The organism is Aquimarina sp. MMG015, from assembly GCF_018100855.1.
Lineage (GTDB): Bacteria > Bacteroidota > Bacteroidia > Flavobacteriales > Flavobacteriaceae > Aquimarina > Aquimarina latercula.
In genome coordinates, this window is record NZ_JAGJEB010000002.1 from 509,851 (window position 1) to 531,018 (window position 21,168).

A 21,168-nucleotide genomic window follows, 5' to 3' on the forward strand; every position below is an offset into this window, starting at 1 on the left:
TATGATTTTGAATACCTTAAGAAAATACATTACCTATATCCTATTTTTAAGTTGCTCTTTAATCTATTCCCAACGCTTCAGTGCAGATGGAGGTGTTATGCTTAAGGCAGAAATTACTATTGGCAATCAAAATCAATGGTTAAAACTAGGAGCTTATGGTTTTGGAACTTTAAACTATGGAGATATTTCTATGGAAACTGGATTATCCTTTGCTTCTTATCAATTCTTAAAACGACATACTGTTAACGGTTCTGGACTCGCATATTCTTATGAATTTTTTGCATTAGCTGGTATTGGTAAAAACAGTAATTTACTAGGTTCATCTATTTCTAACCTAAACACCACCCTTATATTTAACCCTAATGGAAAAGGAGGTTTTAATGGTTTAGGCTTTGGTTTTAGTAAAGATTATCTTCCTAAATCTTTGAAATCATATGGGCTAAGACGTGGAGCATTTCTTATGCGATTTAGTAACGCAAATCATAATATCCATTTCGCCTTTCAGAATGATTTTAGTATTGGACTATTTAAGGGAGCGGGCACCGATTATGGTGTTACAGGTTCTTTGGACATTGGTTTTACTAAAATAATTGATCCACAAACAATACAAAAATTTGGGATTGGTATTGATTTATTTACGCCAAGACCTGATTACAGTCAATCCCCCAGAAATCAAGTAAACTCTGATGATGGACGTAAAAACGTATGGTTTACACTACCTCCTTTTAAAGAGTTATTTTATGGAAACTTATACGGATATGTAACACATCAAGAAAATGATTTTTCTATACATTCTAAACTAGGAATTAATAGCCAAAAAGCAGGAGCATACATACAAAACATACTGCACGATGGTTTAGGGCTAAATCCTAGATTCCCTTGGTTAGTAGAAACCAAAGATAAAATCTATATAGAAGTAAGCGGAAACGTATTTTATAAAACGACTACAGATGATTAAAAAACAATTCTTATTTCACCTGTGTCTTCTATTGCTTTGCAGTAGCTGTAATACTTACACCACATTTTATAGTAAAACTCATGTAGAAATCAATTTAGAAAAATTCTCAAAAATTCACCGTTTAGACCTAAGCAATCAAAAACTTAAAGAGTTACCTAACTCAATTACCAAATTAAAAGATCTTAGAATGATTAATCTAAGTAATAATAAGGGGTTAGATATCGACAATAGTCTCAGGGTGCTTTCGGTTCATAAAAATCTAGAAGTATTAATCTTAGATAGCTTAGATATTAAAACAATCCCTGAATCCATCAAACTATTCCCTAAGCTAAAGCAGATTTCATTAATAAATAATCCAGGCTTTGATCTCTCACAAATACTACAGCAAATTTCTGAATTACCCATTGAGTTTTTAAACCTAAAAAATAACCAGCTCACTAAAATCCCTAAGAATATAACAGCACTCAATACGCTAAGAGATTTAAATTTATCATATAATGAGATACACGATGAAGCAAGTTATTCTCATTTAGGAAAATTACCCGATTTGTATTCTTTATGGATAGATCATAACAATCTAAAGGAGTTACCAAATACTATTAGTAAACTTAATCAAATTCGATTTTTTTATATAGATCATAATGATTTAGAAACGCTTCCTGATCAATTAAAGGAAATGAAAAGTGTGTGGGTAATACACGCCGGGTTTAACAAATTTAAAGAGCTCCCTAGTGTTTTTTCAAGTATGAAATCTTTACTTATGGTACATATTAATAATAATGAGATTGTATCAATCCCTATTACCTATGAAACTGAAAAATACCCGTTAGCGGGACTAATTTTGGATAATAACCCACTATCTCAAGAAGAGATCGTAAAAGCAAAAGAAACTTTCAAAGGGTTCTTCCTACTGTCGTTCCAACAAAAGAATTATAAATAAAAAGACTCTCGGAAAAACCGAGAGTCTTTTAGTATTGTTATTATATCTTAAAATAAGATTTAATTAGGTCGCGTTGCTCTACCTGAAGGCATAGAAGTATCCGAAGTCATTGTAACAGGATTTGAAGGACCTGTAGTAATACCTGCAGTTCCGCTTAATGGCTCAATGTAGAAAGGTGCTGGATCATTATCGCCAAAAGGCTCTACGGTAATAAAAACTCTTCTACTTGCTACTGAAGCAGGAAATGTAACCCCAGTCAATGGAATTTGACTTGGAAGTACAAGAAAATCTTCCCCAGGAAAATCTGGAATCATCCCTCCAGAACCACTAAAGAAATTAGCATCATCTCTTCCTTCTGCATCAGAAAATGTACCAGTCGAAACTGTTACATTACCGAAATCTACCCAACCTTCATACTTCCAACCACTCGCTAAAGTAGGTAATGTTAATCCTGCAGATGTTCCATCCATAAACCAAACACCAAATTCATCATTATCAGCTACATCATCAGTTGGAGTAGCTAGAAAAAACTGTCCCGCTGTACTAGATAAATCCGCAACTACTGGCGCAAAATTAAGCGTCGCAGTATTAGATCCATTAAAACTTCCTGTCAAAATTTTAGCATCAGAAGGAACATTATCTGTATCGCCTACTGGTTCTACAGTAAGAACGAATTCGGTAGCATCAGCTAAGTCAGAAGCTAATACTGTAAGATTTATAGTTCCCGCAGGGTTTGTAAATCTACTAGTTGGTACCGCTTGACCATCTACTATTAACCATCCTTGGTAGGTAGAACCTCCAGTTAAGTTTTCTAATCCAATTGTTTCTATAGCAACATTAGCTACAGGTGGTCCGTCATCACTAGAACAGGAAACACCCAATAATCCTAAGGCGATTGCTGCCATCGCCATCATCTTGTTTTTCATCATTTTTTGCTTTTTTAATTTAATTCTTGATAGTATGGATATCAATATTCAAATTAACTACAAAAAGCTGATAAAATTGTACGTTTTAAACGTTATTTTTCAACGTGTATTAAAGAATTTTATGCTTCTGGCGGCACTTGTTGCGGTTTTTTGAACAATTCTATATAAGATTTTCCGATGTGGGAAATAATATCTCTTGCTAATAAACCTTGATAACCAGTTTGTTGAATTGCTATATCCCCAGCACTGCCATGTAAATAAACTCCAAATACTGCAGCGTACAGCGAATCATATCCTTGAGAAATCAAACCTGTAATAATTCCTGTTAAAACATCTCCACTACCAGCTGTAGCCATTCCTGGATTACCAGAAGTATTTACATAAATATCGTCTTGATAAATAACCAAGCTATTTGCACCTTTAATGACGATAATACAATCATGCTTTTTAGAAAACACCTTTACCTTATTAATCTTATCAAAATCATCTTTCCATGCTCCTATTAGTCGTTTTAATTCTCCAGGATGTGGCGTTAATACCGTTTTTGCGGGTATATATTGTAAGAAATCTGACTTATTAGCTAATATATTAATTCCATCCGCATCAATAACCAACTTAGTTTTATTTTGCTTTAAGAATTCACCAAATGCCTCAATCGTTTTATCATTAGTTCCTAAACCAACCCCTACTCCAATAACGGATGGTTTAATGTCAAACTTTATTTTAGATATATAATCATCTTCTTCATCCGTAATAACCATTGCTTCAGGAACCGACGATTGTAAAATATCATATCCACATTCTGGAATATATGCAGTAGCAAGCCCCGCTCCTATTCGTAAAGCAGCTTCTGTTGCTAAAACTGTACTACCTATTTTACCATAACTTCCTCCAATAAGTAGACAATGTCCATAATCTCCTTTATGAGCAAATTTATGACGAGGCCTGTATAGAGAAAGTACTTCGTTCTTACCTATTAATTCTGCAAAGCCCGGAGTTTGGGATATAAACTCTCTACTTAGGCCAATATCAATAACCTCCATATCTTGGGAATACTGTCCAGTTTCTGGTAAGAAAAATATTAGCTTAGGTAGTTGAAAAGTAACGGTCGTAGAAGCATATATAACACCTTCGGGATCATCTGGCGCTTTATCTGCATATAAACCTGAAGGTACATCTATAGATAACGTAAAACATCTAGACGCATTAATATGTTTAATTAAATTAATAACCCAAGGTACTACCGGCCTATTTAAACCTATCCCAAAAATTGCATCGATTACCATATCCTGTTGCTTAATTTCTGGAAAATCCTCATTAGACTTTAGTTGCACAGGCCATTCTACACCTATTCCCTTTAAACGATCATAATTAACTAGGAAACCATCAGATCTTTTATCACTAAAATTTACAATATATGTCTTTACATGATATCCATGTTCCACTAACAAACGTGAAATCACTAAACCATCTCCTCCATTATTTCCAATACCGCAAAATACATGAATCGGAATCGGAGCTCCTTGCAATCGTTGATGTAAAACATTAAATATTTGAGTAGCAGCTCTTTCCATTAACTCTAAAGAAGTAATCTTTTGAGATTGAATAGTTACTTCGTCTGCCTTACGCATTTGATCAGCGGAAAATATCTTCACAAGTTTAAATTTTAGTGATTATTTTTTGATACATTTTACAAACATTAATAATCCTTTTTGATTAGATTTTTTTAAGAATGCCTTAATGAATACAGCCTTAAATTAAAGTATCAATAAAAGTTTATGATTACTAACGTTTTTATTTTGTTCAAAAGTAAAAAATTATACATTTGAACTTAAATATAAATTAAACTAATGTTTAGTACGGTTTCAATCTCGGTTTTACTTTTCGCGTTAGGAACAACAGCGGCTTTCGCCTACACTTCATTTACACGTACTTCTACTATTATTATTACCCTTAGGGGTTAATCATTTATATATCATAGAAATTAAGTAGTTAGTTTATTTTAAGTAAATAATCTAACGAAAAGCTTTATTAAATACATCATTATAAAAAATATATTATGAACGTTCTAAAATTTGGAGGTTCCTCGGTTGCAAATGCAACTACTATAGAAAAAGTTATAGAAATCATCGAAAAACAATCTGTAAACAAACCTCTTTATGTGGTTGTTTCTGCCCTTGGTGGAATTACAGATCTACTAATAAAGGCTGGCAAAGAAGCTTCTTCTAACAACGAAAAATATAAAAATACACTAACAACTATAGAAAGTAGGCATCTCGAAGCTATCAAGGAATTAATCCCGGTGGTTTCGCAAAGCTCTATCATCAGTAAAGTCAAATCAGAGTTAAATAAACTAGAATCTTTGTGTGAAGGAGTATATCTTTTAAGTGAGTTATCTCCCAAAACTGAATCTGTAATTGCTAGTTTTGGAGAAATGTTATCTTCTTTTATAATTTCTGAAGCTGCTAAAGTAAAAGGATTAGACATCGTTTTAAAAGATTCTAGAGATTATATAATAACAACTGAAGCTTCGAAAGTTACTATTGATTATGAAGAAACCAATTTTAGAATAAAACGATATGCCGAGGATAACAAACATCAGATCAGTCTATTTCCAGGTTTTGTAGCAAGGACATCGGTTGGAGAACCTACAACTTTAGGAAGAGGCGGATCAGATTTTACAGCAGCAATTTTAGCATCAGGTATACACGCAGAAAAATTACAAATTTGGACGGATGTAAGTGGAATGTATACTGCCAATCCTAAATTAGTAAAACAAGCAAAACCTGTATCACATATTTCTTATCAGGAAGCCATGGAATTGTCCCATTTTGGAGCTAAAGTTATTTATCCTCCAACCATTCATCCGGTTTTAGATAAAAATATTCCAATTGTTATCAAAAATACTTTTAAACCTGAAGATAAAGGTACCTTGATAACTAGAGAAGTTACTAATAGACCAAAACCAGTTACCGGTATTAGTCATATCGATAACATCTCTATAATATCACTAGAAGGAAGTGGAATGGTAGGTATTCCAGGATTTTCAAAACGTTTGTTTGAAGCTCTATTTCTAGAAAACATCAATGTAATCTTAATTACTCAAGCTTCTTCTGAACATTCCATCTGCTTAGCTGTAGAAGCTATTGATGCAGAAAAAGCTAAAACAGTTTTAGATTCTGCTTTCGAGTTTGAAATTACAAAGCATAAAGTAGATCCTGTTAAAATTGAAAACGATGCTGCTATTGTTGCTTTAGTTGGTGATAATATGTATCACCATCAAGGTTTAAGTGGTAAGATGTTTAGCACTTTAGGTAAAAACAATGTAAATATTAGAGCAATAGCTCAAGGAGCTTCAGAAAAAAATATTTCTGTTGTAATTGGGAAAAAAGATATCAAAAAAGCCCTAAATATATTACACGAACGTTTTTTCGAAGTAAAAACAAAACAACTAAACTTATTTATTACAGGTGTAGGTAATGTCGGTAGTAAATTATTATCACAATTAGAACAACAAAAAAGTTACTTAAAAGATAAATTACGTTTAAAGATACGAGTGGTTGGAATTTCTAATTCAAGAACTATGGTTTTTGATGAACAAGGAATTAAACTAAATTCTTGGGAAGAAAAATTAGCTAGTGGAGAAAAAGCGAATTCAGAAAAATTCTTTGAAACTGCTAAAGCAATGAATATCCGTAATTCGATTTTTGTAGATAATACTGCAAATCCAGATATTGCCAAAGTATACAAGCACTATTTATCAGAAAGTATGGCAGTTGTAACCTGTAATAAAATTGCTTGTGCTGATGAATATGTTAACTATTCTGAATTAAAAGAGCTTTCGCGAAAATTTAGCGCTTCTTTTCTTTATGAAACTAATGTAGGGGCTGGTTTGCCTATCATTGATACATTAAACAATCTAATTGCATCGGGTGATAATGTACATAAGATACAAGCAGTATTATCGGGTAGTTTAAATTTTGTATTTAACAATTATAATGAAGACACTAATTTTTATGATGTTGTAAAACAAGCACAAGAAGAAGGATACACTGAGCCAGATCCAAAAATTGATTTAAGTGGTGTAGATGTTGCTCGAAAAATTTTAATTCTAGCCAGAGAAAGTGGTCAAATAATGGAGTTAGATGATATCGAAAAGGATGCTTTTTTACCACAACAGAGTCTCGACACTTCAACTGTTGATGATTTTTTCGAATCATTAAAAAAGAACGAAGCTCATTTTTCTCAAATTCTTGAGGAAGCTAACAAAAAAGAATGTAGATTAAAATATGTCGCTCAATATGAGAATGGTAAAGCAAAGGTAGGTTTACAACATATACCTTCGGATCATCCATTCTACAATTTAGAAGGAAGTGATAATATTGTTCTTTTTTATACAGATCGCTATCCAAAACAACCTCTTATTGTAAAAGGAGCTGGTGCTGGTGCAGAAGTAACGGCTTCTGGTATATTTGCTGACATTATAAGAATTGGTAAAAAGTAAATCTCAATATTAACATGAAAAGTATAAAGATATTTGCTCCAGCTACCGTTGCTAATCTATCTTGTGGATTTGATGTCTTAGGCTGCTGTTTGGACACTGTAGGAGATGAAATGGTCATATCACTTAGTTCGAAACCAGGTGTAAGAATTACTAAAATTGAAGGAGCTGATCTCCCTTTAGACACTAAAAAAAATGTAGCTGGTGTTGCTGTAGAAGCTTTATTAGCTAATTATAAAAATGAAATTGGAGTAGATATTGAAATTTACAAGAAAATCAAAGCAGGAAGTGGTATTGGCAGCAGTGCTGCTAGTAGCGCAGGAGCCGTTTGGGCTGTAAATTATTTATTGGATCATCCCTTTTCTCCTCATAAATTAGTCGAATTTGCAATGGAAGGAGAAAAACTAGCTAGCGGAAATGCACATGCAGATAATGTCGCTCCTGCCCTATTAGGCGGATTTACTTTAGTGCGAAGTTATGCCCCTTTAGATGTGATAAAATTACACACTCCTGATGATTTGGTAATGACTGTTATTCATCCTCAAATTGAAGTAAAAACTTCGGATGCGCGATCCGTTATAAAACAAAATGTAACATTAAAGCAAGCAATACATCAATGGGGTAACGTTGGAGGTTTTATATCTGGGCTTTTTACTGAGGATTATGATTTAATAGGTCGTAGTTTAGAAGATGTGATCATAGAACCTATGCGATCGATTCTAATTCCGGAATTTGAAAACGTTAAAAAAGCCGCCATTGCAGAAGGTGCTTTAGGATGTGGGATTTCGGGTTCTGGACCTTCCATATTTGCTTTAAGCAAAAGTATGATTACTGCGGAAAACGTGGGAAACGCAATACATAAAGTGTATACAAAAACAGGACTTGACTTTGATATTCATATTTCTAAAATCAATAGTCAAGGAGTTAAAATAATAAATTGATATGCAAGAAATTAAAAAAATAGCAACAGGATCTCCTTGGGAAGACATTGTAGGATATTCTAGAGCCATTAAAATTGGTAATATCATTGAAGTATCAGGAACAACTGCTCCAGGAAAAAACGAATATGAGCAAACCAAAGCTATTATTGAGTCCGTAAAGAATGTACTAAAAGAATTCAATGCTGATTTAGATCAAATAGTTAGAACTAGAATATACTGTACAGACATTAGCAAATGGGAAGAAATTGGTAAAGCTCATGGTGAATACTTTGGCAAAATAAAACCTGTAACATCAATGGTAGAAGTTTCTAAACTAATTGATCCCAATATTTTAGTAGAGATTGAATTTTCTGCTATAGTTTCATAATACTAAAACTAGATTAAAAATGCAATATTATAGTTTACATAATAACGCTCCTAAAGTACCTTTTTCTGAAGCTGTTATAAAAGGATTAGCGCCAGACAAAGGTTTATATTTTCCTGAAAGTATAACTCCTTTACCTTCATCTTTTTTTGATAATATTGAACATTTAGACACCATAGAAATTGGTTTTCAAACCATTAAACAATTCGTTGGTGATGAGATTCCTGATTCAGAATTAAAGGATATTCTTAGGGATGTGTTAAGTTTTGATTTTCCTGTAATTGATATCAAAGAAAATATCGGTACGTTAGAGCTTTTTCACGGACCTACAATGGCTTTTAAAGATGTAGGTGCAAGATTTATGGCGCGTTGTTTAGAATATTTTAATAGAACTAATGATAATAAAGTTACTGTATTAGTCGCTACATCTGGTGATACTGGAGGTGCGGTAGCACAAGGTTTTCTTGGGGTTAAAGGTGTCGATGTGGTGATTTTATATCCTTCTGGTAAAGTTAGTGATATACAAGAGAGACAATTAACAACTCTTGGACAAAATATAACAGCGTTAGAAGTAGATGGAGTATTTGATGATTGTCAGGATATGGTAAAAAAAGCATTTCTGGACAAAAGTATTACAGATCATAGGCAATTGACCTCTGCTAATTCTATCAACATCGCCAGATGGTTGCCACAATTATTTTATTTCGTTTTTGCTTATAAACAATTGAAAAGTAAAGGAAAAGATATTGTATTTTCTGTTCCAAGTGGTAATTTTGGAAATATTTGCGCCGGAATTGTAGCACATAAACTAGGCCTTCCTGTCAAACACTTCGTTGCTGCTACCAATGTAAATGATACGGTTGTTAGATATATGAATACGGAAAATTATGATCCAAAACCTTCTAAAGCAACTATATCTAATGCCATGGATGTAGGTAATCCAAGTAATTTTATTAGAATTCAACAGTTATTCAACAATAATTTCGAATCTTTAAAAAGTAGTTTTTCTGCTTATAGTTTTAATGACCAAAGCACAAAACAAGCTATGAAAGAAGTTTATCAAGAGACAAAGTATATAGCAGATCCTCACGGAGCAGTCGGTTATCTTGGGTTAAAAGAATATAATTTAAAAGAAAATGAATACGGAGTATTTTTAGAAACTGCTCATCCAGTTAAGTTTTTGGATATTGTCGAAGAAACTTTAGATACTAAAATATCAATCCCTCCGCAGATTCAAAAAGTAATGAATAAGAAAAAAGTAAGTATCAAAACCAATGATTATAACAAACTAAAAGAGTTTCTTCTTAGTTAAGAAGAAACTCTTTTAGAATATTTTATTTATCCTAAAATTTATTTAGAAAGTGATTTCATTACTTTAGAGACTATATAAGAAGTAGATGCTAGGTACCTAAAATTAACTGTTGTGTACTTATCTTCGGACTGATGCACATACGGGGAATTATCTCCATTCATTAACTCTGCAGTTATTGTTATCGTATCATACCCTAAAGTAGAAAATACTCTAGTCTCTGGAGTTGATACTCTCCTTTTAAAAACAGGTACACCAGATTCTAATCGATATGCTGATTCTAAACTTATATTGGATGCTAATAACTCTATAGCTCTATCTTCGTCATTATCCCATCCTACATAATCTACACGATGCATAGAATTTACATTGTATTTATCATCCTGTAGTTTTTTTACAAACATTCTACATCCAATCATATTCGTTTCTTGTTGATCAAAAAATACAATCATAAAATTAATATTACGATTAGCTAACTTGGTTAGCTTTTCCGACACATATAAAGTTAAGGCAACTCCAGTAGCGTTATGAACTGCTCCAGGACTTCCTTCTGCTGTATCATAATGAGCTCCTAAGACAATATATTCATCGCTACCATTGGTAGCAGGAATCTCGGCATATATGTTAGATCCATTGTACTGATTCCCTTTTTTATCTTGAACGTTATAATTATTACGTTTTGCTTTAATCCCTAAATCTTTCAGGTAATTAAATAAATAATCAGCTGTGATTCTTCTTTCCGAATTACTTGCTCTACTAGACAATTTCTTTTTTCCTTTTATAGGAATATGTCCAGTTAGTTTACCAACAATATCCTTTTGGATATTAATAATCTCTGCTTCTTCTTGATCAGTCAATGATTGAGCTACTGAAATCTGAATGCAAAAAATCAATAATAGTAATGTTCTAAACTTATATAATTTCATTTTAAAATTTTTGTATTCTTATTTTTCCTTTCCTTCTAACAAATTTATAAAAAACAATATATAATTTTACAATTAGTATATATATTGTCTTAAAATAAACATTTCCTTATGATAAATCCAAAAACCATACCATTTTTTATCATTATTACTTTGTTATTCATTGGTGGTTGTAAAAAAGAAGAATCATCTATTAACTATCTATCTGCTCCTGATAATTGGAGAAAAGAAACTATAGAGTTTCCATTATCGTTTGCACCATCAATTAATTATAAAGGTACGGAATATGTTCGATTTGCTCCTGGTTGGGGTAAAGAAGGTGCTGAGGATTATTTTTCTTATGCCTTTCTTTGGTATCTAGATGAAAAACCAACATTATCCAATATAGTTTTAGAGTCACAACTAGAAGATTATTTTATCGGATTAATGCAAGGAATGGTTAAATCAGAACCTGATGCCACCAAGAAAGTTAAAGAAACTAAGGCTTTCTTCGAAAAAATTGATAATACATCTTATGCTGGTAAAGTAATGACCTATGACGCTTTTACAACTAAAAAAGAGGTCGCTCTAAATATTATTGCTACCTATATTGAATGTAATTCTATTGATAAACACTTAGTAATCTTTAGAATATCTCCTAAAGAAATTGATCACTCAATATGGAACAGGTTAAATGAAATACAAGTTTCTATAGATTGCAAAAAATAATAAAGTAAACCTTGCTTATATTTTATTAAATAATTGCCTATCTTAATAAGGCCTAATCTACTAGTACTAAAACCAAAATACTATGCGAAAAATATCATTTGTATTAGTTATCCTCTTTATTATCGGATGTACTTCTAACAAAAAGGAAGAAAAATCTAATATTAAACCAGAAAGCACTACTGCTATAGATACTGCTATGGTCGATCACACCTCTGAGCAAATTATATCTAATGAAGAAAAAATAGAAGTAAAAGATTCTGTTATTGTAACTAATAAAGTAAAAGAATCAGAAACTGATATAAAGGTATCTAAGGGTAGAGAAATTGCAAAAGAAGCCAAGGCAGGAGATAAAAAAGAAAAAAAAGAGATTACGAAAGGTAATATTGAAAGGGTTAGACCACATCATACCATTTGGAATAGTTTAACCAAAAAACATGTCTCCTCTTCTGGAAAAGTAAATTATAATGGTTTTAAATCAAATATTAAATCCATTGAAATCTACTTGTCACATTTAGAAGTAACTCCTCCAAAAAAGGATTGGACCAAAAATGAAAAATTAGCATATTGGTTTAATTTGTATAATGCTGCTACAATTCATCTGATAGCCAGTAATTATCCAGTAAAAAGTATTAAGGATATAAATAATGGTAAACCTTGGGATAAGAAATTCATAAAATCTGGAAATAAAACATACTCTCTAAATCAAATAGAAAACTCTATTGTACGCCCTAATTTTAATGAACCTAGATTACATGTAGCATTTAACTGTGCTGCTATTTCTTGTCCTAAGTTGATGAAAGGGGCATTTCTTCCTTCTAAATTAAATTCGCAATTAAATATGCTTTCTAAAAGCTGGATTACCGATTCTTCAAAAAATAAAATTTCAGAAAACTCCATTGAAATTAGTAAAATATTTGAATGGTACAAAGTGGATTTCAAAAAAGGTATAATCCCGTTTATTAATAACTTTTCTACAACAAAGATAACTCCTAATGCAGAAATAAAATACTTAGATTATAACTGGGATCTTAATGATTAAATAAATTGAGAATTCTACTGTATATCTATTTTTTAAAAATTAGCTCATCTAAATCCCTAAAAAGTACTATTATATCTTCTCTCCAGCAGTTTTTACTTTTTACCTGCTATATTTCCTGAACGATCATAACTAGTATATCTATATTAATCATAAAACGTAAGTTAATTGAAAGCTACTGAAATCAAGTGATCTAACATCTTATTTTCTTTACCTAATTGCATGCCAAAGTGAATTAATTCTGTGGTAGCATGTCTACCTATACAAAAATCTTATTCTTAAAATTTGTACCTGTAACTGCAGATGCCGTAACAACTCCTGCAAATAAAGCACCACCAACACCAGCTGTAACAATATCCTGCCCTGTTAGATATAATCCTTTGATAGGTGTTCTGGGTTGTAAAAACTTCTGACGAAAACGATCTGGCGTATGATCAATTCCATAGATTTCTCCATTTTTATAATTCACAAAGTGTTGTGTACTTAGTGGTGTAGAAAGTTCATAATGATCTACCTCTCCTTCTAAATGTGGAAGTTGTTTAAAAAGCTCTTTCATTAAACGCTGAGATATCTGTTCTTTCCAAGTTTCATAATCCTCTCCTCGTTTCATCCATCTGGTATCTTTCCATTGCGAAACAGTTTCATATGGTACCAAAGTTATAATATCAATTGTGCTACGTCCAGGATATCTATTGGACCAATCGGGATCTTTAGCAGAAGGAAATGAAACATAAACTACTGGAAAAGGAGCTGTTTCATCTTTTAGATAACGATCTACGCACGTATCGTGATCTCCATCATTTGGATATATCCAAAAATTAGTCTTTGGTAATTCTAATTCTTTGGGAGAACTCTTAAAACCCATATATAAACAAGCGTGAGATACCGAAGGTGTAACTTTCTGTAATTGTTCTAATAGTCCCAACTTGGTACTAATAGAGGTAGGAATTAATTTTTCGAAAGTATTAAAAACTCCAGTACCGCTAATAATTGTATCCGCATAAAACTCCTTACCATCTATCATTCTTACTCCTTTTGCCCTATTATTCTCAATAATCACTTCATCTACCTCAGCATTAATCAGAATAGTTCCTAAAGAAGATTCTATTACAGGATCTATTGTTTCCACTATTTTAGAGGAACCTCCAACCGGAAAATTACCTCCTCCAAAATAATGTCTAGCAACAGAAGCATGCATTGCAAAGCTACTTTGTTTTGGAGGCAATCCATAATCACCATATTGAGCAGACAGTACTTTAATTAATTCTTCATTTTTAGTAAGCTTACTTAATACTTGATATGTGGTTTGATCTGCATATTTCAAGTATGGTCTTTTTAGGAAACCTCCAATCAAAAAGCGTAAAAAGCCAGGCAGTGCTTTTTCTTTGTAAAAAGCTCCCATTGCCTTATTTGATTTAAAAACTAAATCAATATAAGCATCAATTGCATTTTCTTCATCTGGGAAATAACTTAGTATTTTATTTCTAAAATTCTCAACACCTTTTACAAAATCATACGATCTATCGCCAATAATAATACGATCATATACTTCTCCCATATCGGCCCATGCTAATTTACCATCAGAAACATAATCAAACAACTTTCTAATAGGGCTATTCTCTTGCTGTACTCCTCCAATATAATGAATACCTACATCCCACTCATATCCTTTGCGTTTAAATATATGTGTAAAACCACCAGCCGTATAATGACGTTCTAAAATAAGAACCTTTTTACCCTCTTTAGCCAAAATAGCTCCTACTGTTAAACTTCCCATACCAGATCCTATAATAATAGCATCATACTTATCTTCTAATTTAGGACGTTGTTTATAGGACTGAATCATATATTGGTTTTTGGTTGAATATCAAATCTAAGAAGAATCTTAATACGATACTTGATAAACTTCAAAATGATTATTTCCCAAAAACACAATTCGCTAATAATCAGCATATAAATTAAAAAACCACTGTTTATTACTGTTATTAAGCTATATGTTATTTGCATCTTAAATAAATATTAAAAAAAGTTAAAAATTCCCCTAAAAATACATCGTATTATTTACGATTTCTTAAAAAGTAACACCCTCATTTTTTAGGTACTGTTGTTTACTTTTATTTCAACTTTTAACCTTAAATATATTACAATGAAATCACTTTTTAAATCATTATTGGGCGTATTATTTCTAACATTAACAATCGTTTCTTGTAGCGACGATACAGATCTTAATGAATCAGCGGAATCTGTAGACAGAACAGCTATCTTTGATCTTGTTGGTACAGAAGAACAACGTATTGCTACACCTGAAGAATTAAGTAAAATCCCTACAACTATCGAAAAAGCTAATTGCACATTAAGTGGCGATGAAGGGTGTTCTGATAATGCTTCTTCAGAATTCGAAAGATATGTACGTGAGTGCACTACGTATACGAGAAACTGGCCTCCATCTAATGTAGTAAATACGTACTTTAGAAGTATGGTATATTACGTTGATGGTGACAGCGATATTAACCTTGATCATTATCAAGACGATTTACAAGCTCAAGTGTCACAAATTGTTGGTTCTGGAGGAGCTGCTTTTGTAGATGCTGATATCATCTATTTTGAGTGTAATGACAGACAAAACAATTCTTGTGTTATACAGTATTCTGTATATAGATAAAACAATTGATTATACAATTAAACCAGGTTCTTATGGGATCTGGTTTATTATTTGTACTAACGATCAATCGATTCTAATTACCTAATTAAAATACCAAACCACGGCTTTTAAGAATCAATTTTAGTTTTCCCTAAAAATAAACCAACATATAGCTAAATACATCTTATAAGTATATGTACTTTTGCACCCATCTCACTAAACCAGATAATGGTGGATCATAAATGATTACAAACTCAACTCTAAATTAAAAATGGCTATTCTTATTTTTATGCTTGTATTATGGTATACAGGTTTATTTTTTCAAAGTTTCTTTTTACATAGATACGCAGCACACCAAACATTTACCATGTCTAATTTTACAGAAAAAATGTGTTTTTTTCTAACTTGGGTATGTCAGGGATCTAATTATCTAAGTGCATATGGTTATGGTGTCATGCATCGTATGCATCACGCATTTGTGGATACCGAAAAAGATCCGCATTCTCCAAAGTATGATAGTAATATGTTCAGCATGATGTGGCGAACTAAAAATATATATCAGGATATCAATAATGAGCGAATTTCTTTAGATACAAAATTCACCAAAAACACTCCTCAATGGAAATCATTTGATACGTTTGCTAGCTCTAATTTTTCTAGAATCGCATGGGGATTAGGATACACTGTATTCTTTTATTTTTTTGCTACCGCTTGGTGGCATTGGTTATTTCTTCCAATAGCATTCTTTATGGCACCTATACACGGAGTTATTATTAATTGGTTTGGTCATATTGTTGGGTATACTAATTTTAAAGTGGATAATACCTCTAAAAACTTACTCCCAATTGATTTCTTAATGATGGGAGAGGGTTATCATAATAACCATCATAAATATAGTGGTAGAGCTAACTTTGGTGGTGTACGATGGCATGAAATAGATCCTACTTATTATATAATGCTGTTATTAAACACGTTAGGCATTATTAAATTAAAGAAGAGTGCAGTAGCGACGAAACAATAATTGACAATAAAGTTAGTAGCTTTAAAACACACTCAAATAAAACAAAAATATCGAGCTTGTAACGCTCGATATTTTTGTTTTATTAGTATTTAGTGTCTTCATATAAAAACTACAGATTACTAAATTCTATAAAATCATACTCTGGTGAATACTCGAATAAATGCCTTAATACAGAGGCATGTCCGTTTCCTACGATGAGTAATATTCTATCTTCTTTTGTTTGCTCTATCTGTTGTATTTTTCTAAATATTCTTAAGTTCCTATTATACCACCATATGGATAAAAAATCGGCTCCTCGATTGTTATCAAGTTTAAAATCGCCCACAAGATAAGAGCCATAATTATGTCTATGTCCTTCTACTGTATTCATATATTTGAAAAAATCAAGGATTTTTACTTTAGAAGGAAACTTAGTGGACTCATTGAAGGATTTCTGCGTCATTTTCGTAAAAGGATCATCAGATTGAAAATCATACCCTTCCGTCAATTCTTTCATCATTTTAGGGTATTTCTTTTCTAATTCTGAGCTAAACGTAGTAGCATCCACAGAATAAATCTTGGCTAACTTAAAATCATTTGCAATTCGCATTCCTAGTTGGTAACTCTCGTTTCTTACATCCCTATGTTTCCCTGCTTTATACTCTTCGTATTTTTTATCCATCCCCCAATCTGGTTTTGCCTCTATGGCAACTTTTGTAGGTTTAAACCTTTTGATATAAGTCACTAACTCTTCCACCTCTGACTTTTTAGGTTCTTTTAGCACATCGATTTTATCATCATCATTGGTTTTGGTATAATCCAGACCTGGGTATGAAAAATGGAATGTACCTACAACTAGCACTTTCGTTTTCTGTTTTGGATAATAACTTTCATATGGTTTAAGAATTCCTTCATTCTCCTTGGAGATTTCCTGAGCTTCTATTTTAGTAGTAAATAAAGTGATGCTAATGCTGATAAGTAATAATAGACTGTATTTCATTATATATGATTTATTAAATTCAATACAATGTTACGGCCTTAACGCTGGTGCAATAGGAATTTTACACGAACACCTTTTATTATTTTATAAACCTTACATATTATAAAACATAGGTTTTTGTATAACAAAAACTATAGTTCATCCTATAAAAAGAATTGTTCATACTAATTGAATAAAAGGAATCGTATTTAAAACTACTTTTGGAGTATGAATACTAAAAAAGAGTTTCTATACAACCTATTAATTGTATTGGCAATAATTATCCTAGATGTACTTGGAGATTATATCATTTTTGATAAAGATGTTTTTTCTTCGAGCTTTACTTTATTTTTATTTAAAACCACATTTACTATATCACTATTAACAGTGTATATTATAAATTATATATATAGTGTTCCTAAATTTCTATTTAAGAAAAAACACCTTCAATACTTCTTAGTATTCATAGCAATGATTTTATTATTTGCAGGGTTGCGTTTCTTTTTAGAAGAAATCATCTTATATAATATCACAGGTAGGCATAATTATTTTTTTGATGTTCCACTATCAGAACTCATTAGCAACTACGCTTGGGATTCTTTTTATTATACCTTAAGAGTCTGTTTGGTTAGTGCTGTTGTGTGTTTATTTTTTAGATACAATGAAAACAAAGAAGAAATACATCAATTACAAATCGAACGAGAAAAAGCAAAACTCTCTGTACTTAAATCACAGATAAGTCCTCATTTCTTATTTAATACCTTAAATAACTTTTATGAAGAACTATATGAAGACAAACCTAAAACGGCCAGTGATATTTTAAAACTATCTAAATTATTGAGATATGTTACCTATGAAACAAACGAAGATTTCACTTCTATAAATAAAGAAATAACCTTTATTGAAGATTATTTATATTTCTTTAAACGCAGGTATGAGGATAATTTCCATGTGCAATTGCATATAGATGGTTTTGTACATAATCAAAAAATTCCATCTCTTATCCTAATACATTTTATAGAAAATGTATGTAAGCATGGAATCATCAATGACAAAAACCGCCCGGCTAATATTACATTAGTGATCAGCGATCATACGTTAGAGTTAAAAACGAAAAACTACATTAATACTTCTGATACATATACGGAACAAGGCATAGGTACTAAAAATATTAAACAAAGATTAGAGGTTATCTATAAGGATAGTTTTATTTTAGAACATCAAAAAACCGAAAACCAGTTTGAGGCATACCTGCAACTTGAACTCTAAACGTATAACAACTTATTAATGAAAGACCAATTTACTTGTGTAATTATTGACGATGAACCAGCAGCGATTAGGTTGTTAGAGAAATATTGTGGTAAGGTATCTTTTTTAGAGGTAAAAGATACGTTTACAAATCCATTAGACGGATTAAAATATTTAGAAGGAGAATCTGTAGATCTAGTTTTTCTGGATATACAAATGCCAGAAATTACTGGAATTCAATTGTCAAAAATTATCAATAAAAGAACCAAAATTATTTTCTCTACCGCTTATCCTCAATTCGCTTTAGATAGTTATGAAGTTGCCGCTTTAGATTATTTACTTAAGCCTATTGAGTTTGAACGCTTTTATACCGCAGTCTCCAAGATAAAAGCTACAAATAATTCGGATACTATAATTAATCCAACTAATAATGATGAATTTTTCTTTTTTAAAACCGATGGAAAGAATAAGTATGCCAAGGTATTTTTACAAGATATTATATATATAGAAAGTTTAAAAAACTACATTGCTATCCATCTACAGGACCAACAAATTATTACTTATAACACGTTAAAACATTTTAAGGAAACACTACCATCATCTAATTTTATACAAATCCATAAATCATACATCATTTCTATCAAGCATATTGATAAAATAAATAATGATACGATTTGGATCCAGAATATAGAACTCCCTATTGGAAATACGTACAGAAAATCATTTTTTGAGACTATTGACAATCATCAACTCTAACGGATAAAATCGTATTAATGTTATCCTTCTGTATAAAGACTGTAGCGCTCTATTTCTTGTATGTTTATCCAGCAACAAGATGTTCTACCAATCTTAATTTTTGACCATCAAATGTAAATACCCATAAGGAACTATATTCGCTTTCCGAGTAATAATCGCTTCCATATTTAAATGGCTCTTTCATTATTTCTGAATGTTCCAGATCACCTCTACTAAGCGTAACTTTGTTACCATCTATAAGTAATTCTGTTTTACATATTAAAAATCCATTATCTGTCGATACACTGTATATAGCAGCATCTCTATACCAGTTAACATCTTTTAAGTTTATTTTAGAAAAAATCGCATTCAACTCATCTATAGCTCCTTCTTTGTTCGCTCCATCCGATAAACCATCATCTAAAAACATATTAATAGTAATAGTATCTTTTTGTCTGAGTACTCTTTTTAACTCACTTAATTCTGCAAACAGTCTTTGTCGTTTTTTCTTAATTCGGTTTTCTGCTGCCTTAAAAAGAGCTATGTTGGTATTTTCTATATCATTTAAAGTAATTTCGGCAGGATTATTATAATCTGGTTGGTACCACAAATATTCCTGAAAATGTTCTAACAAACGTTCATCTTTAAAAATATATTGATGTCTAGCAAAAATCTCATTTCGTAATAGTTGTAATTGATACAAACTATTTTTGGATATGTCTTTTGATGCATACGCAATTGTAGCACAATCAGAGCAGTCTTCTAGTTGTGCCTTTATAGTCATAGAGCATAAAACTAGAACTAAGAGTATGTAATTTTTCATAAAAAAGTGATTGGTTTTAGTTGGTATTACAAATATACTATTTGTAGTCAAATCACTCTATATCTGAAATTTATGTTTAATCAATGGATGAAAAAACAATTACATTTTAGCCTTTCTTTTAGTTAATTCTGCGATAATAGGTAAAAATTTATTACCCGTTATTTCAGAAATCTCCATATACTGATCAGCAGCCTTCTCATATTCTTCTTTCCCTTCTAAAACCAATGCATACAACATTTTAGCCTGTATATCGGTAGGATCAAAAACAAAACATGCGTCTATATCCTTTTCAGCATTTTCATAATCTCTAAGCCCTAGATAATTTTCGGCTCTGCTCCTATACAATGATAATTCTTGATTATCTTCAATTAAATAAGAAAGAGAATCCGTTATTTTTTGATTTGCCTTTGCAAACCTCTTGTTCTCACCTTCTTTTTTTATTCCGTCTAAAAAATTAAAATACTCATCACAATCATAAATTAAATCTTTTTGTACAGTTAGTACAAGTTCTTCTCCAAGACGTCTTCCTAAAATCTCCGGATCAGTTCCTGTAGTATCTTGTAATGCTATCGAGATTAATTGTTCTTGATGATTTAATATACTTTTAGCAACACAATTGGCAAAAAAGCTTTGATCAATATTTGTCTTATCCTCTTCTGAAAAGCAATTGCACATACTTTCGGCTACTTCTTTTTTAAAAGTGGGATCATCAATACTAAGACTCCTATCGATCTTTTTTTGTTGTGCTAAAATTTCATGATATTCTTCTTCGGTAATACGTTGTACACTAGTCTGTATAACCATATCAGAAAATGGAGATGTACTCTTTTGAAGATATGAGTTTTCTGTAGTTTCTAACATTGCGACATCAATAGAAAATTGTGTATCTAAATCAATATCATAAGGATTATCAACTATTTTATCTAATCTTAACTTATAACCACACGCTGACCATTCTACAGAAAGTTCGAGTTTCATTTTAGAAATAGAATTATACTCTTTTTGTTTATTTCCGAATCTATGGAGTAAAGAAACTCCCGTTATGGAATCTTCAATTTTAAAATAACCTTCTCTAAACTGATCGCATTCTTTTTTTTGTCCTAAAGCGACTATAGAAATCATTAGAAAAATTAATA

19 protein-coding genes are annotated in these 21,168 nt (G+C 31.5%); 12 read left to right on the forward strand and 7 right to left on the reverse strand.

Features of this window, described 5'->3' with window-relative positions:
• The first annotated feature begins 1 nt into the window (after position 1).
• On the forward strand, positions 2-958 hold the full coding sequence (locus J8L88_RS05625; protein ID WP_211060189.1) for a hypothetical protein: 957 nt from the start codon (positions 2-4) through the stop codon (positions 956-958).
• Positions 951-1,898 carry a leucine-rich repeat domain-containing protein gene (locus tag J8L88_RS05630; RefSeq protein WP_027391299.1) on the forward strand — a complete coding sequence of 316 codons (948 nt, stop codon included), beginning with the start codon at positions 951-953 and terminating at the stop codon, positions 1,896-1,898. Before J8L88_RS05625 ends, J8L88_RS05630 begins: the two co-directional genes overlap by 8 nt.
• 59 nt (positions 1,899-1,957) lie before the next feature.
• Here the strand turns inward: J8L88_RS05630 and J8L88_RS05635 are convergent, their stop codons facing one another.
• Both J8L88_RS05635 and J8L88_RS05640 read right to left on the reverse strand, forming a co-directional pair.
• Positions 1,958-2,827 carry an anti-sigma factor gene (locus J8L88_RS05635; RefSeq protein ID WP_118386332.1) on the reverse strand — a complete coding sequence of 290 codons (870 nt, stop codon included), beginning with the start codon at positions 2,825-2,827 and terminating at the stop codon, positions 1,958-1,960.
• Positions 2,828-2,943: 116 nt separating this feature from the next.
• Positions 2,944-4,479: an NAD(P)H-hydrate dehydratase gene (locus J8L88_RS05640; RefSeq protein ID WP_211060190.1), complete on the reverse strand. Its 1,536-nt coding sequence runs from the start codon at positions 4,477-4,479 to the stop codon at positions 2,944-2,946.
• Positions 4,480-4,883: 404 nt separating this feature from the next.
• On the opposite strand from J8L88_RS05640, the gene thrA reads away from it, so the two are divergent.
• From thrA to thrC, 4 genes are read left to right on the forward strand one after another with little or no spacing between them, the layout of a single operon-like run.
• Positions 4,884-7,328, forward strand: a complete 2,445-nt coding sequence (gene thrA, locus J8L88_RS05645; protein ID WP_118386333.1) for a bifunctional aspartate kinase/homoserine dehydrogenase I — start codon at positions 4,884-4,886, stop codon at positions 7,326-7,328.
• A 14-nt stretch (positions 7,329-7,342) separates the two neighbouring features.
• Positions 7,343-8,266, forward strand: a complete 924-nt coding sequence (locus J8L88_RS05650; protein ID WP_211060191.1) for a homoserine kinase — start codon at positions 7,343-7,345, stop codon at positions 8,264-8,266.
• Between the two features lies 1 nt (position 8,267).
• Complete coding sequence (locus J8L88_RS05655) at positions 8,268-8,633, forward strand: RidA family protein (protein ID WP_027391294.1); 366 nt, start codon at positions 8,268-8,270, stop codon at positions 8,631-8,633.
• A 19-nt stretch (positions 8,634-8,652) separates the two neighbouring features.
• On the forward strand, positions 8,653-9,942 hold the full coding sequence (gene thrC / locus J8L88_RS05660; RefSeq protein ID WP_211060192.1) for a threonine synthase: 1,290 nt from the start codon (positions 8,653-8,655) through the stop codon (positions 9,940-9,942).
• A 38-nt stretch (positions 9,943-9,980) separates the two neighbouring features.
• Here the strand turns inward: thrC and J8L88_RS05665 are convergent, their stop codons facing one another.
• Positions 9,981-10,865, reverse strand: coding sequence for a M28 family metallopeptidase (locus tag J8L88_RS05665; protein ID WP_027391292.1), 885 nt, complete (start codon positions 10,863-10,865; stop codon positions 9,981-9,983).
• 108 nt (positions 10,866-10,973) lie between these two features.
• Between J8L88_RS05665 and J8L88_RS05670 the strand changes: the two genes are divergently transcribed.
• Entirely contained in the window at positions 10,974-11,570 is a 597-nt protein-coding gene (locus J8L88_RS05670; RefSeq protein ID WP_027391291.1) for a hypothetical protein, read from the forward strand.
• An 82-nt stretch (positions 11,571-11,652) separates the two neighbouring features.
• A complete protein-coding gene (locus tag J8L88_RS05675) occupies positions 11,653-12,609 on the forward strand; it encodes a DUF547 domain-containing protein (protein ID WP_247666422.1) in 957 nt (318 codons plus the stop codon).
• A gap of 256 nt (positions 12,610-12,865) precedes the next feature.
• On the opposite strand, the gene J8L88_RS05680 is transcribed toward J8L88_RS05675, so the two are convergent.
• Positions 12,866-14,452 carry an NAD(P)/FAD-dependent oxidoreductase gene (locus J8L88_RS05680; RefSeq protein WP_211060193.1) on the reverse strand — a complete coding sequence of 529 codons (1,587 nt, stop codon included), beginning with the start codon at positions 14,450-14,452 and terminating at the stop codon, positions 12,866-12,868.
• A gap of 300 nt (positions 14,453-14,752) precedes the next feature.
• On the opposite strand from J8L88_RS05680, the gene J8L88_RS05685 reads away from it, so the two are divergent.
• Both J8L88_RS05685 and J8L88_RS05690 read left to right on the forward strand, forming a co-directional pair.
• Positions 14,753-15,268, forward strand: coding sequence for a hypothetical protein (locus tag J8L88_RS05685; RefSeq protein WP_027391286.1), 516 nt, complete (start codon positions 14,753-14,755; stop codon positions 15,266-15,268).
• Between the two features lie 250 nt (positions 15,269-15,518).
• The gene (locus J8L88_RS05690) at positions 15,519-16,268 is read left to right on the forward strand and encodes an acyl-CoA desaturase (RefSeq protein WP_211060194.1); all 750 of its coding nucleotides are present in this window, start codon (positions 15,519-15,521) and stop codon (positions 16,266-16,268) included.
• A 109-nt stretch (positions 16,269-16,377) separates the two neighbouring features.
• Here the strand turns inward: J8L88_RS05690 and J8L88_RS05695 are convergent, their stop codons facing one another.
• Positions 16,378-17,247, reverse strand: a complete 870-nt coding sequence (locus J8L88_RS05695) for a DUF5694 domain-containing protein (RefSeq protein ID WP_211060195.1) — start codon at positions 17,245-17,247, stop codon at positions 16,378-16,380.
• Between the two features lie 207 nt (positions 17,248-17,454).
• Here J8L88_RS05695 and J8L88_RS05700 point away from each other — a divergent pair, with 207 nt between their 5' ends.
• Together J8L88_RS05700 and J8L88_RS05705 are read left to right on the forward strand one after the other, a co-directional pair.
• Positions 17,455-18,495, forward strand: a complete 1,041-nt coding sequence (locus tag J8L88_RS05700) for a sensor histidine kinase (RefSeq protein WP_211060196.1) — start codon at positions 17,455-17,457, stop codon at positions 18,493-18,495.
• Between the two features lie 18 nt (positions 18,496-18,513).
• The gene (locus J8L88_RS05705; protein ID WP_211060197.1) at positions 18,514-19,230 is read left to right on the forward strand and encodes a LytTR family DNA-binding domain-containing protein; all 717 of its coding nucleotides are present in this window, start codon (positions 18,514-18,516) and stop codon (positions 19,228-19,230) included.
• A gap of 64 nt (positions 19,231-19,294) precedes the next feature.
• Here J8L88_RS05705 and J8L88_RS05710 read toward each other — a convergent pair whose 3' ends face one another.
• Together J8L88_RS05710 and J8L88_RS05715 are read right to left on the reverse strand one after the other, a co-directional pair.
• On the reverse strand, positions 19,295-20,032 hold the full coding sequence (locus J8L88_RS05710) for a YARHG domain-containing protein (RefSeq protein ID WP_118386341.1): 738 nt from the start codon (positions 20,030-20,032) through the stop codon (positions 19,295-19,297).
• 99 nt (positions 20,033-20,131) lie between these two features.
• The gene (locus J8L88_RS05715; RefSeq protein WP_211060198.1) at positions 20,132-21,154 is read right to left on the reverse strand and encodes a hypothetical protein; all 1,023 of its coding nucleotides are present in this window, start codon (positions 21,152-21,154) and stop codon (positions 20,132-20,134) included.
• Positions 21,155-21,168: the final 14 nt, after the last annotated feature.